This window comes from Methylophaga sp., from assembly GCF_048266885.1.
Classification (GTDB): Bacteria; Pseudomonadota; Gammaproteobacteria; order Nitrosococcales; family Methylophagaceae; genus Methylophaga.
In genome coordinates this window covers 45,550-62,895 of the sequence record NZ_JBLWYR010000006.1, presented here as the reverse complement: position 1 = coordinate 62,895, position 17,346 = coordinate 45,550, and the positions used below count along the sequence as shown (strand labels likewise).

The 17,346-nt window shown below is 41.3% G+C and carries 9 protein-coding genes; 6 read left to right on the top strand and 3 right to left on the bottom strand.

All coding sequences use genetic code 11. The annotated features are described in order from the left end of the window. The first annotated feature begins 2 nt into the window (after window positions 1–2). From ACN0V2_RS04295 to ACN0V2_RS04285, 3 genes are all read left to right on the top strand, one after another. A complete protein-coding gene (locus ACN0V2_RS04295) occupies window positions 3–1,376 on the top strand; it encodes a PFL family protein (protein WP_417549557.1) in 1,374 nt (457 codons plus the stop codon). 118 nt (window positions 1,377–1,494) lie between these two features. Further along, the gene (locus ACN0V2_RS04290) at window positions 1,495–1,983 is read left to right on the top strand and encodes a hypothetical protein (protein ID WP_417549556.1); all 489 of its coding nucleotides are present in this window, start codon (window positions 1,495–1,497) and stop codon (window positions 1,981–1,983) included. A 468-nt stretch (window positions 1,984–2,451) separates the two neighbouring features. Further along, window positions 2,452–5,778: an EAL domain-containing protein gene (locus ACN0V2_RS04285; protein WP_417549555.1), complete on the top strand. Its 3,327-nt coding sequence runs from the start codon at window positions 2,452–2,454 to the stop codon at window positions 5,776–5,778. 62 nt (window positions 5,779–5,840) lie between these two features. Here ACN0V2_RS04285 and ACN0V2_RS04280 read toward each other — a convergent pair whose 3' ends face one another. Continuing rightward, window positions 5,841–6,059, bottom strand: coding sequence for a YgdI/YgdR family lipoprotein (locus tag ACN0V2_RS04280; RefSeq protein ID WP_417549554.1), 219 nt, complete (start codon window positions 6,057–6,059; stop codon window positions 5,841–5,843). A gap of 198 nt (window positions 6,060–6,257) precedes the next feature. Between ACN0V2_RS04280 and ACN0V2_RS04275 the strand changes: the two genes are divergently transcribed. Continuing rightward, window positions 6,258–7,541: a diguanylate cyclase domain-containing protein gene (locus ACN0V2_RS04275; RefSeq protein ID WP_417549553.1), complete on the top strand. Its 1,284-nt coding sequence runs from the start codon at window positions 6,258–6,260 to the stop codon at window positions 7,539–7,541. Here ACN0V2_RS04275 and ACN0V2_RS04270 read toward each other — a convergent pair. Both ACN0V2_RS04270 and ACN0V2_RS04265 read right to left on the bottom strand, forming a co-directional pair. Next, complete coding sequence (locus ACN0V2_RS04270) at window positions 7,538–10,312, bottom strand: EAL domain-containing protein (protein WP_417549617.1); 2,775 nt, start codon at window positions 10,310–10,312, stop codon at window positions 7,538–7,540. The two genes, ACN0V2_RS04275 and ACN0V2_RS04270, sit on opposite strands and share 4 nt — an antisense overlap. Window positions 10,313–10,774: 462 nt before the next feature. Further along, window positions 10,775–11,227, bottom strand: a complete 453-nt coding sequence (locus ACN0V2_RS04265) for an SRPBCC family protein (RefSeq protein ID WP_417549552.1) — start codon at window positions 11,225–11,227, stop codon at window positions 10,775–10,777. 361 nt (window positions 11,228–11,588) lie between these two features. On the opposite strand from ACN0V2_RS04265, the gene ACN0V2_RS04260 reads away from it, so the two are divergent. Beyond that, complete coding sequence (locus ACN0V2_RS04260) at window positions 11,589–13,697, top strand: TonB-dependent receptor (protein WP_417549551.1); 2,109 nt, start codon at window positions 11,589–11,591, stop codon at window positions 13,695–13,697. Window positions 13,698–13,976: 279 nt separating this feature from the next. Beyond that, entirely contained in the window at window positions 13,977–17,222 is a 3,246-nt protein-coding gene (locus ACN0V2_RS04255) for a PAS domain S-box protein (protein ID WP_417549550.1), read from the top strand. Window positions 17,223–17,346 lie beyond the last annotated feature (124 nt).

The window sequence follows — 17,346 nt, the reverse complement described above, 5'->3', positions numbered from 1 at the left end:
TCATGCTCAACGAAAAAGACATTATTTCAACTCTGATGATGGTTCGGGAACAAAACCTGGATCTTCGTACCGTCACTGTTGGTATCAACCTGACTGATTGTGTCAGTCATGATCTGGAAACATTCAAACGCAAAATCTACGACAAAATCACCCGCTACGCTGGTCAGTTAGTGGCTTCGTGTAATCGTATTGAAAGACGCTACGGTATTGAAGTTGCCAATAAACGTATATCCATCAGCCCAATTGGCGTGGTCGGTGCACCTTTCAGTTCAGAGCAATTAGTTGAAGTTGCGGTTACCCTGGATAAGGCAGCACACGAACTGGGTGTGGATTTTATCGGTGGTTTCACGGCACTGGTAGAGAAGGGTATGAGTAAAGGCGATCAGGCATTGATTGAAGCCATTCCACAGGCTTTGACCGAAACCCAACGCATCTGCTCTTCAGTCAATGTTGCCAGCACCCGTGCCGGTATCAATATGGATGCCATTATCAAGATGGGACAAATCATCAAACAAGCTGCAGAACTAACTGCTGATGATGATGGCCTTGCCGCTGCAAAATTAGTGGTGTTTGCCAATATTCCACAAGATGTGCCATTCATGGCTGGTGCTTATTTAGGCATCGGCGAAGCAGATGCGGTTGTAAGTGTAGGTGTGAGTGGACCGGGAGTAGTGAAAGCGGCTTTGGAAAAAGCTCTTGCTGAAGATGAAAATATGGATCTGAGCCGCGCCGCGGATGTGATCAAACAAACTGCTGCCCGATTGACACGTGCCGGTGAACTGGTTGGCCGTGAAGTAGCCCAGTTACTTAACTTGCCATTTGGTATTGTCGACTTGTCTTTGGCTCCGACACCGAATCGTAACGACAGTGTTGGCGAAATCTTTGAAGCGATTGGCATTCCGGCATTTGGTGCGCCAGGCAGCACTGCATTTTTATCGATGCTTAATGATGCAGTGAAGAAGGGTGGTGCGTTTGCCAGTTCACACGTCGGCGGATTGAGTGGGGCGTTTATTCCGGTGTGTGAAGATTTGACTATTGCCGAATCAGCCGCCAACGGCACCTTGAGTCTGGAAAAACTTGAAGCCATGACTGCCGTCTGTTCTGTTGGACTGGATATGGTGGCTATTCCAGGTGATACCTCAGCCGAAATGATTTCAGCGATCATTGCTGATGAAATGGCAATTGGTGTCATCAACAAAAAAACTACAGCCGCAAGGTTGATTCCAGCACCGGGTAAAAAAGCAGGTGATATTGTGCGGTTTGGCGGACTCTTAGGTGAAGGTCCGGTGATGGCAGTTAATATGGGCAGTCATGAAAACCGTTTCGTGCGTTTAGGCGGACGCATTCCGGCACCGATCCAAAGTCTGGTGAATTAATCAGGTTCGTTTGCTGATAATTAAAAAGCCGTGACAGTGTTCTGTCACGGTTTTTTTTGACTTCATCTAGCACCAATTAGCGTAATAGATAACTTTTCTTCAGACTCGTAACTCACTAATGCAAAAGCTAGTTTTACAAATAATCATCAAACAATGGGATAAATCTCAAGTCTCAGAGCAGCATAAAAAAGCAAGAGAGCATTTACCGAACCGATATCCGATATCCCCCTCAGCAGTTGTAATATCTGATGGACAAATAATATTGGATCAGCATGGTGATGATATTTCGGGAAAACGCATCCGTTATCAGCTTACGGAAAACAATTATTTTTTAATCGATCGTTTTCGTATTGAGTTAAAAACCAAGACAGTTGAATTTAAACCGCACTTGCAGGCCGATGAACCTCCGATAATGCTGACAACGATAAAAGATGGCTGGATACAGTGTCAGTATCAATGGCGCTATCGAGTTGATGAAGGTGGTTTTATTTACTGGCTTTATGAAAATGTGATCATCAACGTTTGTTTTTTAAATGAAATAGATGCAAATGTTTTTATCGATAAACCACCACAACAATCTTTTGAAGAGCTATTAGTAAATAACTAGACGCTAAGCTGATAGCTAGCAGTACTTTTCTTAATCGATATCAAGTTCTAAAGCTATGGGTCGGGTTGAGTTCCTATAATGTGATGAACACACTTAGTTTTGTTAGAGCGAGGGTATACAATCCTTAACAGCAGTTTATTGCAAAAATATTTTATTATTCAAATAGTTTAAGTTGATAAGTGGCCGGGCAAACATCCTGTTATAAGGTGAAGAATGTCCCTTGTAACATTACGGTAATATGCCTAACATGCCCGACATTTTGGTGTGATAATAGTTAAATTGAAATTACTCTTATCGATGTTAAGCGTAATTTTCAAAGGCTAATGCTTCTTTGTTTTAACCATCAACGCTTATCGATACATCTCTTAAATATTTATTAATATCAATAACCTATTTTTTATAGTCTATTAAGGTAACGAAAAAAAATTCCGATGTACCGTTTTACCCAAACTTGTAAGACATACAACCGTGATTAGTCGTCTAGCCGATACTTCACCGGTTGCCATCGTGAAGTTTTGTCTGCTGCAAAATAATCAGCTAACAATTCTCGATAGTACAGCAGTAATTGTTGATATTTTTGGTTTTAGTGCAGAATCGATAATCGAAAAATCCTCACTTGCTTGGTCGCTGATTCACGCCGATGATCGTTCTAATATTTTGTATCAGATGTCTGAATCGGCCCAAACAATGCAGCCGCTCAATATCGTGTGGCGCGTCTTACATCCACAAAAGGGTGAACTTTTAATAGACTGCAAAGCCATGCCGGAAGAGACTGACGGCAAAGGCATTGTTTGGCATGGTTATTTTCAAAATATCACTGAAATAAAGCGGGCTGAGCAAGAAAACCAGTCACATCTGTATTTTCTGGAATGTTTGGATCAAGTTAACCGCGCGATTCAAGGCACCAATGACCTTGAACAAATGATGAGTGATGTGCTTGAAGCTATACGTAATTGTTTTAAATGCGATCGTGCATGGCTGATCTATCCTTGTGATCCTGATAGCGCTTTATGGAGTGTTCCGATGGAACAAACCCACCCCGATTACCCGGGGGGGCAGACAACAGGATTGCAATATCCTATGTCAAACGGTTTAGCTCAGGTAATGAAAGCTTATATGATGTCGGAACAACCAGTGGCCATGGTTCCGGATTTTGATAGTCCCGATACGCCCGAAATGCTTAGGCAATACCAAGTCCGATCACAAATGGGCACAGCTCTCTACCCAAAAGTTGGCAAACCATGGATGTTTGGGCTGCATCAGTGTGCCTATGCAAGAATCTGGACACATGAAGAAAAGCGTTTGTTCAGCGAAATAGGTCATCGTCTGTCTGATGGATTAACCAGTTTACTGATATATCGCGAGCAACATGAAAGTGATGAGCGCTTTCGACAGGCATTTGAGTTTGCTGCGATTGGAATGGGAGTGTTGTCCTTAAGTGGTCGATGGTTACGGGCCAACCATTCCCTTTATGAAATGGTCGGCTATTCCGAAACTGAACTATTACAAATGACCTTTCAGGAAATGACCCATCCCGATGATTTGCATAACGGTCAAGCAGAGCTTGAAAAATTACTCGCTGATGAAATTCCCTATATGCAGATTGAAAAACGCTATAAGCATCGTAACGGGCAATATTTCTGGGCAAGACTTACCACCAGTATTGTCCGAGGAACAAATAATCAACCGCTGTATTTTGTTTCACAGATAGAAAATATCGAAGAGCAGAAAAAGTCCGAACAAAGTATTGCCTTGTTGAATTTTGCAATTAACCAAGTAAGTGAATGTATCTATCTGATTGATAGTAAGGGACGTATCCAATATGTGAATGACGAAACTAGCCAAACCATGGGGTACAGTTACGACGAGTTATTAACTATGTCTGTTCCTGAGGTTGATCCTGCTACTCCGCAACTTCGATGGGATGAACATTGGCAAGAACTTAAAAAAGAACGTTCATTACGTTTGGAGACGATTCATCGGACTAAAACCGGCAAAATTATTCCAGTTGAAGTGCATGCCAATTATTTTGAATACGGTGGTACAGGTTACAATCTGGCACTCACACATGACATCTCTGAACGAAAAGCCGTCGAAAATGCCATGCGTGAGCAAGAAGAGCGTTTCCGTCAATTAGCCGATAATATTGAAGAAGTGGTTTGGCTGACTGATCTTGCCATGGAGCATATCCTTTATATCAGTCCTGCTTACCAAACGATCTGGGGGCAAAGCTGTGATCCGTTGTATGCAAACCCCTCAATCTGGTTAGAAACTATTCTCCCCGAAGATTTGGAAATAGTTATGAAAGCCATCTCTAAAGGTCGAGTTTCGGGCGAATTTGATATCGAATTTCGTATTGTTCGACCGGATGGCAGTATGCGTCATATTCACCAACAAGCTTTTCCAATTCAGAATGAAGCAGGAGAAATATATCGGATTGCTGGCACCGCTCAGGACATCACAGAGCGTAAAGAACAAGAAGCGCATATCGAATATCTCGCCTATCATGACTCGCTCACAGCATTACCTAATCGATTATTAACCATGAATCGCCTACAGCATGCGATCACGCATGCTATTCGCCATCCGGAATTATTGGCTGTTTTATTTTTAGATCTGGACCGTTTCAAGACTATAAATGACTCACTTGGTCACCAAGCAGGCGATTTATTATTACAGCAAGTAGGGTCACGATTGCTCGGTGTGTTACGAGATGAAGATACGATAGGTCGGGTAGGTGGTGACGAATTTCTGATTTTGTTGCCAAGCCTTACCAATGCAGACGATGCGGCACATGTAGCCAGCAAGCTACTTGAAATATTATCTGCGCCCTACAGCGTTCTCGGTCGTCAACTTCATATTAATGCCAGTATTGGTATCAGCTTATGTCCGCGTGATGCCGAAAATGCCGAAACATTAGTGAAATATGCTGACAGTGCCCTGTATCTTGCTAAAGAACAAGGACGTGGGATGTTTCGCTTTTTTAGTCCTGACTTGGATGATCGAGTACATGCTAGATTACAGTTAGAAAATGATCTGCGCGTTGCTTTGGATAAAGGCCAGCTGTATTTGCATTATCAACCGTTTATGGATCTGGCGAACGGGGAGTGCATTGGAACCGAAGCATTATTACGATGGATGCATCCTGAAATTGGCATCATTTCACCTGTGGACTTTATTCCAATAGCGGAAGAAACCGGATTAATTTTGCCCATTGGCAACTGGGTATTACGTACAGCCTGTATTCAAGCAAAAAAATGGTTTGATGCTGGTAAAACGAATTTTAGAATGGCTGTCAATTTGTCACGTAGGCAATTGGACTATGCCGGTCTAGCCAACGATGTCAGACGGATCCTTGATGAAACACAATGCCCAGCTCATTTGCTTGAACTGGAAGTCACTGAATCTAGCGCCATGCAAAACCCCGAACAGGCGATTGTTATATTGAATTCTCTACATGAAATGGGAATTTGCCTTGCACTGGATGATTACGGAACAGGTTACTCAAGCCTGGCCTATTTAAAACGCTTCCCGTTTGATCGACTTAAGATTGATCGCTCATTTATTGATGGTATCCCAGCGGATGCTGATGATATGAGCATCGTACAGACAACCATCATTTTGTCTCGGCAATTGAGGCTTGGTGTTATCGCTGAAGGTGTGGAAACGCAAGCGCAATGCGATTTTCTTAAACAAAATGGGTGCGATGAAATCCAGGGTTATCTATTTGCCAAACCGATGTCGAGTGAAGATGTTGAAACACGTTTTGGTTTTAACGAATCCTCACCCGACTGAGTTAGTTTGATGTGAAATAATTTTATCTTAATTCGCAGAAGACGCCTTCCGCCAAACTGTTTTTAACGCTCTTTAATTTCACTTACATCATCAACCGGGATTTGATTCTTCCGGCCTTCTTCATCCTCATACTCAATCATGCCAGTTTCTTCATTAATTTCAGGCGTAGTCTCACTATCAATCAAACGACCATCATTCGTTGCGATGATGTGATCACTGGCGCACCCGGCCAAGCCGATAAATAAAATGCCAAATAAAATAGTAATAAATGATTGCTTCATGGGGACCTCATAGATATAAAAATAGGAAGTGCACAAATAAGACGATTAGAATTCTTTATGGTTGCATGGTTTTTTTCCTGACTTTCAGGTGAAAAAAAGGATCTCGATATGGATAAATTCCTAAATGAATTATGAAATTCACTCATATAGCCTTGCGTTAAAGCTTGTCAGATGCACGTGAACACGTAAGAATGTGTCATGGATAAACCTCTTCTAGACTCATTTAGCGAATATGTAGACTTGTTGCTCGATGCAATTTGTGCCGTCGATGAAGATAGCAAGATCATCTATGTTAGCAACGGGTCTCATCGCGTTTTTGGCTATCCCCCCGAAGAGTTAATCGGCAAAAGAATGCTGGAATTTCTGCATCCAGAAGATCACGATAAAACTCAGCAAAGTATCAATACCGTCATGCAAGACAAGCATGTATTGGATTTTGAGAACCGTTATATTCGTAAAGACGGACAAGTGGTACATCTGCTTTGGTCTACCAGTTGGTCAGACACTCATAAAATGCGTCTTGGCGTTGCCCGCGATATCACTCGCATTAAAGCCGCCGAGGCGATGCAAAATTCGCTGATTGCCATTTCAGATACCGCACATCGAACCAACGGTATCAAACAGATCTGCCAGCAAATTTTATTTCATCTCGATGCACATCTTGCGATTGCCACCTTCGGTATTGCCGTCTCCGCCCCCCATGATGAGCGATGGCAAACGGTTTTTGAAAGCGTTGGCGGTTGTATGACGATCCTGAAAAAAGAGTTGTTGTTTCGCATTGTTGGCGATGATGATATTGCGTTGGAAATGGTCGACGGTAAATTGATGCTGATGGTGCCTTTGATCTTTGAAGATGAGTCTGAGGGAATCATGGCGCTGGCGCTTATGGACGAAGACTATTCGCTGAATGAAAATGATCGAGCGTTATTAACGTTTACAGCTTTACAGTTCGCTACTGCGATTGAACGACATCAACGATTTGACCGGCTGCAACATTTAGCTTTGTATGATGCTTTGACTGGCCTACCCAATCGCGAACTGTTTCAGGATCGGGTTCAACGCTCATTATTAAGAGCCAAGCGTGAACAAAGCCACTTTGCTCTTATGTATTTGGATTTAGATAAATTCAAAGCGGCTAACGATACCTTTGGTCATGCAGCAGGCGATCATTTATTAAAAGAATCAGCACAGCGTATTACTAGTTGCGTGCGTGAAACCGACACAGTTGTTCGTTTTGGTGGCGATGAGTTTGTGGTGTTGCTGGATAGCATTGAAAGTCGGCAAGATGCATTTAATGTCGCCGAAAAAATCCGCTTGGAGTTGTGTGAGCCATATCAATGGCAAGAACATCTAATTGATCTGTCAGTAAGTATTGGTATTTCAATGTTTCCAGAACAAGGCGAGCAGATAACCCAACTTATCGCAGCCGCCGATGAGGCGATGTATAAAGCTAAAAAGCGCGGAAAAAATTGTATTTTTTAGCTCTTTAAACCGCTTTGAGAATGATGCTGTTGTTTAATCCATTTTTCTTCAAATTCGCTGATAGTAAGCGGGTATGAATAAAAGTAACCCTGAGCATAATCACAACCTAATACTTTTAATGCATTAGCCGTTTCTACATCCTCAACACCTTCAGCCAATGTCTTCATACCAAAGATTTGCGCCGTTGAAATAATGGTTTTGACGATAGCCATATTTTTATTGTCATTGAGCATATTACGGATATAAAACATATCGATTTTTAAAATGTCAGCCTCAATGTTTCGCAGGTAACTCAGGGATGAGTGCCCCATACCAAAGTCATCTATTGCCAGCACAAACTTTTCCAATTTAAGTTTTTTAATGATTTCGATCGCTGTTTCGGGATCGTGCATAATCCCGGTTTCGGTGAGTTCCAATTCAAAATCTTCAGGAGTCAGGCCGAATTCTTTTATCTTTGCAATAAATTCATCAATAAAAACCAAATTATCTATGCTCTTGGCAGAGATATTGACTGCCATCCTGATCCCCCGATCGGCAAACAATGCATAACCTTGTTTTTTCCATGAGAGCAGGGCATTACTGGTGCACTGTACGACTAAATTAGTGAGTTCATTTATTAGCCCACGTTCTTCGGCAATTGGAATAAAAACACCGGGAGGAACACTGCCGAGAGAGCTATCATCCCAGCGTAACAGTATTTCGGCACCGGTAAGTTGATGTGACTGGGCATTAACTTGTGGCTGAATTCTGATAGAAAAGCTGTCGGGATCAAATTTCAGTGAATACTCAATGCGTTTGGCAATAAGTGAACGTCGTTGAATCTCTTCACCTAGACGCACATTGAAAAAGTAGTTGGCTTGCAATTTCTCTTTGGCCATATCCAGTGCGATAGCAGCGCCCCTGGTAAGGGTTTCAATGGTGTCGGCATCCTGAGGATACAAAGCAATGCCCGTCCTGGTATTCACCATCACTTTTGAGTCAGCAATAGTAAATGGTGCTTTTAATGTATCCTGCAACCGCGCCACCATCACTGCAGCCGCATCAACTGAATTCACTACTGCAGCCAAGGCAAACACTTCGCCGTTGATTCGGGCAAGCGAATCAAACTCGCGGTCTATGGAGCGTTGGTCGATATCGCAATGTTTGGGATCGTCATTAAAAACATAACGAGCCAATGTATCGGCGCTTCGGATGGTACTGGCAATCCGCCGACCAACTGCGTGCAACAAAGCATCGCCAGCAACATAGCCAAGTGTTTCTTTCACATCTTCATGATTGACCAAATCCAGGTAAACAACTGCAATGGTGTAGTTGAAGCGTTTCGAGAGATCGAGTAGGTGCTTAACACGATCAGTAAACAGATTTTTGTTGGCAAGTCCTGTTAATTCATCAAAATAGGCCAATTGTTTAATTCTATTTTCTTTTGCCTTGATTTCGGTCAAGTCGCGCCACACCACTTGAATACAAGCTTCCCCATGAAAGATAACCGGGGTCAGTGTCACCTCGGTAGGCGTATTTTCTCCATGAATGGTGTTCTGTAGCCATTCAAATCGTTGATAGCCTTCGGTCAATGCTTTGGAGATATAGTGTTTAGCTAGCTTTATACTGGAACCTTCAGGTTGGTTTGCAGAAGAAATTTTTAAAGGAGATAGTCCTATCAAATCCTCTCGCGAAGACGCGCCATAGAGTTTTACGGCTGCATCATTACATTCAGTGATAACCATCTCTTTATTAATGATGCCAATAGCATCAGCTGACCTTTGCAATAAAATCGCAATCTGTTTTTCGTTTTGCAGATGCAGTTGGTCGTTTTCAAGTAACGTTTCAGTTAATTGGTCGCGAATTTTTCTGGCCTCATACAGGCTCTCAAGGGTTGCAAGGATGGGATTGAGACGCTCGATGATATTCTCGTGATAACCACCGTCTGCATTGGCAAGACCTATCATGCCGACAATGTTGCCATTATGATAAAAGGGAAGACCTAAATAGGAGTTCAGTATGGGATGGCCATCTGGAACACCACCCGAACGACTATCAGTGTTAGGTGAATTGGCAATTACTGGCTTGCCGGTGGTCATTACGCTGCCAAGCAAGTTATGGTGGTTATGAAACTCCAGACCATTTGCTTGATTGGATTCATACAAGGCCCGGGTTTCATCATTCCAAGCTATATTGGTTAGCGCTCGAAGTTTGAGATAAGGTGCGTCATTCTCGTCATGCAATACATCGCCAATCAAACCAAAAGCACTATTGGTGAATTCTATTAACTCATTTAGCAGTAACTCTAAAGCACTGTCATACGATGGATTTAGAATAAAGGCCTTTTGAATACGATCAATGGTTTGTTGCAATCTTAATTGGTCATCATATTTATCCGAAACCTCTTGTCTTGCAGCCTGAATCGACTCATGACTGGCATACATATACGCATCAAACGCCAGGGTAATATCCAGTAAGGCAACCTTATATAGAGCGTGGATGGAGGGTTCGATTAAGGCAGGGGTTTGAGCAAGAATTTTGGCGATGTAATGACTGGTCAGTTCGAGATAAACGGCGTAAGAACCGATATACCACTGCGTTGTTAAACCAACCCGTTCATGCGCGATACCAACGCGAATACGATCTTTTGCATATTCCAGATTGTATTCACCAGCGGTAAGTTTGCGAAAGTAGATTTTTTGGGTGGATTGTAGTCTGGCTCTTACGTCAGGATCTGCCAACAAATCCTGGGCAAAATCGAAGGACATCAAGTGATCGTAAAACGCGTTTATTAATTCTGTTTCTTATATTTGTAGCGGCTGATGCAAGGCACTAAGCAACTCTATGTCTTCTTGTCGCAATCGGATTAAATCCTTACGACTCTGAAAACTTATTTCGTCTAGCGCTAAATGTTTAAATATGGCTTCCATCGCATGCATCATCCTAAGCATCCATATCTTTAAGAATTGTTCTGCAGATTATAAGTTTCATCTATCTGACCAATTGATGACTAATTTAGTCAACTATTCTGCGAAGTTTTCAAAATACACCTTTTCACAAAAAATGCATCAGCTTTTTTAGTTTAATTTCATTCTTGCATGCTATGTAAATAAAATTTATTGAGGCATTTTAACGGCAGATTATGCTGGGCCTCATGTTACAGAGCCAACCAAACATAAACGCTCGTTCCCACAATCGGCGTGAGAACGAGCGTAGTCAATAAAATTTCCAGATTTATTTAAGTCGTTAACTATCTACTCAGGAATATTCACCTCAACCAGCTTAGCAAGTTGCTCAAGGGACTCTTGCCATCCCAGGTAACACATATCTGTTGGGATGACCGATGGAATTCCTTCTTGAACAATACGGATATCGGTTCCACAAATCACTGGTTTCAGGTCGATTGTAACTAGCATTTCACCGACAAGGTTTCTATCATCAAAACGATCGGTATGACGAATACGTTCATTAGCCACCAGCTCTACAAATTCGACGGTGAAGGTATGACTGTGTCCATTACCGAAGTTAGTAAAAGACATCCTATAACCGCCACCAACACGAACGTCAATTTCGTGGACCGTCCCAATGAATCCATATGGAGGAAGCCAATACTCTAAAGCGCTTTTATCGGTAAACGCTTTATAAATTCGCTCTGCTGGAGCTCGTAAAACTCGGTGTAATCGAACCGTACCTGTTTCATTCGTCATAACAATTTCCTTAATCAGTACTCGAAGAAGAACAGAGTTTCCAGCAAGAAGTTTGAAATTCTCTGTCACTGCTAAATGGTCGAATGGGAGCTAACAAAATCGACACATTAGCCCTCCGAAACCTTAGCCGAGTTATACATTTAGATTATTCAGAAACTAATCAGCTTTGATTAATTTATTAGTTATTCACCATATTTCAAGGGTTCAGAGAGACTCATTAATTCCGCAAACATTCATCCATTAAAACTTTGAAAACCTATAAGGCTATACAAGTTTGGCTAGCATACCTGTCTATACGTAATTGATAATGATTTAGATTACGCTTAACATGAGGGCTTTTTAATTTTGAATGGAGAAATTGATGCCACTGAAAAAGCTCTCACAACAAATGTTATTTCTGTTACCAACGCTATCCTTATCGCTCGGGGTAATGGCCGATGAAGAGGTTGTTAAATTGGACGAACTGACCATCACTTCAACTCGCTCTGACACACTGTTAAAAGATTCTCCCCAAGTTGTTACCGTTATCACTCAAGAAGAAATTCAGCAGCAAATGGAATTCTCCAGTGATACCTCTCAGGTACTCAGCAGTTTGCTGCCTTCCTTTTCTCCCAGCCGACAAAAATTGAGCAGCGCGGGGGAAACCTTTCGTGGTCGTTCTCCACTGTTCCTGATAGATGGCGTTCCACAGTCGAACCCTTTAAGAGATTCACAACGTGATGGCCATACCATTGATTTATCCATGGTGGAGCGTATTGAGGTGATTCATGGTGCGAGTGCGATTCACGGTTTGGGTGCCACCGGTGGCATTATCAATTTTATTACCAAGCGACCTACTGCCAATAAACTCAAACAACGTATGTCGGTTTCGACCACCATGCCGACCAATAAAATCGATGCTGAAACCATGGGCTATCGGGCTGATTACAGCTTGCTGGGAAGCCAGAATAATTGGGAATATAGTCTGGGTTTGAGTTATGAAACGCAAGGCCTGTATCTGGATGACGATGAGGATCCTATCGGCGTCGATAACACGCAGGGTGATCTGATGGATTCACGCAGTTACGATGTTTTTGCCAAATTGGGTTATTGGTTTGATGATAACCAGAATTTGGAATTTTCGATTAACCGTTTCCAACTGGAAGGGGACAATAATTACACCAGTGTCGATGGCAATTTAGCCAACGGTACGCCCACATCCTCCATCAATCTGACGCCAATGGGTAATGCGCCGAGAAACCGCGTTTTAACTACCAGCCTGACCTATAAAAATTTTGATCTGGCAGGTATGGAATTCACCGCTCAGGCTTATCGTCAGGAGTTTGAAGCGTTATTTGGTGTGACTGATTCAACCAGTTTTGTCGATCCTATTCTGGCACCGAATGGTTTTGATCAATCACAAAATGAATCTGATAAAAATGGTGCAAAATTTACCTTAATGAAAGACGGTTTATTGGATGACAAGCTCAAACTCACCACCGGTATCGATATCCTTGAAGACACCACCGAACAGCGTTTAATGCTGACGGATAGAAGTTATGTACCAGAGACACAATTCAAAAACTACGCGCCCTTTATTCAGGCACAATTCAAGCCCATGGAATCTGTGGTATTTAATACCGGTTTGCGTTATGAAAAAGCCAAGTTAAATGTAGATACTTATCAAACAGTAGCGAGTCGAAATGGCGTGACAGTCAATGGTGGCAGCCCAGAATTCAGTGAAACCTTGTTTAATATTGGTACGGTAGTCAGCCCAACTTCCTGGTTGAGCCTTTTTGCTAGCTATTCTGAAGGATTCGGCATGCCAGATGTCGGTCGTGTTTTACGTGGAATCAATACACCCGGACTGGATGTTGATAATTTCCTCGATTTAAAACCGATAGTGACGGAGAACAGTGAAATCGGCTTTCGTATTGACTGGCAGCCATTAGACTTTGAAATCAGCTATTACCAATCCGATTCCGATTTGGGTTCAAGACTACAACAAGTTGGCGATGACTTTTTCATCCAACGTGAAGAAACTGAAATCAGTGGTGTAGAAACTAAGTTGGGGTATCAGGTAAATAAAGCCAACTATCTCCGACTCAGTTATTCACATATTAATGGTCGCTCGGATAGTGATGGCGATGGTCAAGTAGACAGAGATCTGACGGGTGCCGATATTCCGCCTAATCGTCTGATTGCCAGCTGGTCAGCAAACTGGACGCCTAAATTAAGCTCTTTTATCCAAGCCAGTCATAACTTTGATCGCCGGTTTGATGAAAATCCAGAACTTGATTTTGACAGTTACACACTGGTCGATGCCTCGGTCGGTTATAAACTACCAGCAGGTAAACTTAATTTGGCGTTTGCAAACTTGTTGAATAAAGATTATTTCACCTATTACTCACAATCTGCACTAGCTAATCCAACTCGTTATTTTAAAGGCCGTGGCCGGACGGTGACATTGGGTTATTCACTGGATTTTTAAAAGCAGACTATTTACTGAGCTGTTAGATCAAAGAGAAGAGGGCGACGCCGACTGAATAATGTTGAGCTTCGTCCCTCAGCGCCAACCTACCATAAACTCTCATTCCCATGCCGTTGCGTGGGAATGAGCTTATTAAATTCTAATTTTAAGAAGATTTTTTGAGTTACTGTTTGATACGTTTTACTGCGTAGTAATAAATATTTTTCTTTAAATAATAATTGTTAAATTGGATTAGTTCTGTAGCATTGAACGTAACTATATGAATATTTTTTGGTGCGCATGGAAATTCCTAAACTTCCGAAGAATGAGCTCGATCGGCTTAAAACTCTCGAGAGTTACCAAATTTTAGATACTTCTTATGAAGAAGAATTCGATAATCTTACTAAGCTGGCAGCTGAAATTTGCGATACCCCAATCTCGTTAATCACCTTTTTAGATGAATCACGTCAGTGGTTTAAAAGCGCCTATGGCTTATCAGAAAAACAAACGCCACGTGATATTTCATTTTGTGGGCATGCCATACTTGATTCAGAGTTATTCGAAATCGAAGATGCTTTGCTGGACAATCGATTCAAAGATAATCCCTTAGTTACTGCTGATCCCAATATTCGGTTTTACGCAGGCATCCCTTTAGAAACCAGTAATGGTAGTAATTTAGGTACCTTATGTGTCATTGATTCACAACCTCGAAAGCTAAATTTAACCCAACGAAAATCGCTCTATAGAATTGCTAAACAAGTTGTTTCTTTGTTGGAGCATCGAAAAGCACTAATTGAAATTGCAACCTTATCCAAAGCATTAGAAGAGTCACACATATTTCACGATACGCTTCTAAACAGTGCAGACGAAACGATTATTTCAACTACAACGGACGGCATCATTACCACGTTTAATCGTGGAGCTGAAGAGATGTTAGGTTATGCCGCTGAAGAAGTAATCGGCCGATTTACTCCAGCCATCTTTCATGATGCTGATGAAGTTGAAAGTTATGCAAAAGAATTAAGTTTGCAAATTGGAAAAACTGTTGAACCAAGTTTTGAGGTATTTGTATTAAAAGCAAGATCTGAAGGTGTAGATAGTAGACGCTGGACCTATATCCATAAAGATGGCAGCAGAGTAACCGTTAACCTCTCTGTAACACCGATATTAGATTATGAAAATAAATTGGTGGGTTATCTCGGTATAGCACGAGATATGACCACAGCTATTGAGACACAAAACGCTCTAGTAGAGATCTCATCCATTATGGAACGAACTGGTGAGATTGCAAAAGTAGGTGGTTGGGAACTTAATTTACTTGATAATCAAATTAAATGGACTAAACAAGTTTTTAAAATTCATGAAATTGAAGCCTCAACGCCACCTCCTTTAGAAGATGCTATTTCTTTTTACCCTCTTGAAGCTAGGGCTGAAATAAAAGAAACCATAAACAAATGCATAGAGACAGGATTGCCTTGGGATATGGAGCTTCCATTTATTACTGCCAAGGGCAACCGCATATGGGTGCGTTCTCAAGGTGCTTTAAATACAAATAACGGACAAGCAGTAAGTTTAGTAGGTACATTTCAAGATATTACTGAACGTAAAAAAGCCGACATAGATTTAGAATGGCTTAATCGTGCATTACACATGTTGAGCAAAACCAACCAAGCATTGGCTCAAGTTAGCGATGAAAAGACGTTGATCATTGAGATCTGCCGTATTGCGGTTGAGATCGGTGGATATCAAATGGCTTGGGTCGGTTATGCCGAAAATGATGAATATAAAAAGGTCAGTCCACAAGCTTGCTATGGACACTCAAGTGAAGGCTACATAGAAGAGTTAGGCTTGAGTTGGTCTGAGGATGTGAAGGTTGGCAATGGGCCTGTTGGTAAATCCATCAGAACAGGTAAAGCAATAGTTGTTGAAGACATCTTATTGGACTCTTCGTTTCCAGTACATGAACTAGCAGCAAAGTATGGATATCGGAGCATAGTGGCGATACCACTTAAAAATAATCAAAATGTTTTCGGCATGCTGGCACTTTATTCTAATGAAGCCAGGAATTTTGCAACACAAGAATTAGCGCTGCTTCAGGAGCTTGTCGATAATTTAAGTTCAGGCATTAACAATATACAAATTCAAAAAGATTCTTCCCGTTTAAACGAGGCTATTGTAAAAGTAGCTTCTAGCATCACCACTATTGATAGTTCAGATTTTTTCAAAAAAATACTATCAAGCATAATGGATACCCTCAGAGCGGATGCAGGATACATTGCAAAACTTCTTCCTGAGAAACCTCTGAAAGGAAGCATGCTCGCGATATCGCGTGATAATAATTATGAAGATAATTTTGAGTTTGTCATTCCCGATAAAACGTCAAAAGCACTGTTTGAAGAAAGTGATTTGATCCTGGTGAGTCAAAATGCTCACAGTAGATTCCCACAATTGAGCATGATGCGATTTCACCCTTTTCAAGCATTTGCTGGTTTGCATCTGAGCGATATAAACGGAAATAATATCGGTCTTGTTTTTGTGTTTTTTAAAGAGTCGCTTGACAATAAATATTCCAAAGTAATCGAATCCATATTAAAAATTTTTGCAGCACGAATCACGAGTGAGCTTGAACGTCTAAATAATGATTTAATTATTCAAGAGCAAGCATCGATGCTCGAAAAAACCAGAGATGCCATAGTTGTTCGAGATATTAATCAAAAAATTACTTTCTGGAACAAAGGCGCTGAAGAGTTATATGGTTGGACGTCAGAGGAAGTGTTGAACCAACCTATTCAAAAAATCTTGAAACAGGACAGTGAAGTATTAAATGATGCTTTAAAAATATTATTTGAGACAGGTGAGTGGGTAGGGGAAATTACTGAGTATCATAAAAATGGGACTAAATTAATTGTCGAAGGACGTTGGACCCTGCTAATGGATAAAGAGGGGAAACCGAAGTCAATTTTTGCACTAAAGACTGACGTCACTCAACGTAAACGAGAAGAAGAACGAACGCTTGCATTAGCGTTTTATGACCCACTAACTGCATTACCAAATAGAAGGTTGCTCGTTGACAGGTTAAAAAAAGCCATAACTTCCAAAAAAAGAGAAAATCAGTTTGGAGCTATATTTTTCCTCGATTTAGATAATTTCAAAACATTAAATGACACACTTGGTCATGATGCGGGTGATCAGTTATTAAAAGAAGTTTCTGAAAAACTTACCCAGAGTGTAAGAGCAGGTGATACGGTTTCAAGACTTGGTGGCGATGAGTTCGTCATCTTGGTTGATAGTTTAACAACCGAAATAGACTCTGCAAAAGCAATTGCTTGCCAAATTGGCGATAAAATCTTAAAGGCATTAAACCGCCCATTTATTTTTAATGGCCATCAACATTTATGCACTCCAAGTATCGGGATTTCATTTTTTAATCAAGATAGTCACACCCCCGATGAAATATTGAAAAATGCTGACATTGCCATGTATAAATCTAAAACCACAGGTCGAAATAAACTGACCTTTTTTGATAAAGATGACGCCGTCAATTAGATAACAAATTTTAGATACAAGCTTAGTTTCGTTTTTAACGCTCATAATCTTTTTTCATCTCTCATCATATTGATACCCAATTTAAATCGAGTCTGACCCTTTTGATCCCTAAATACCCCATTTA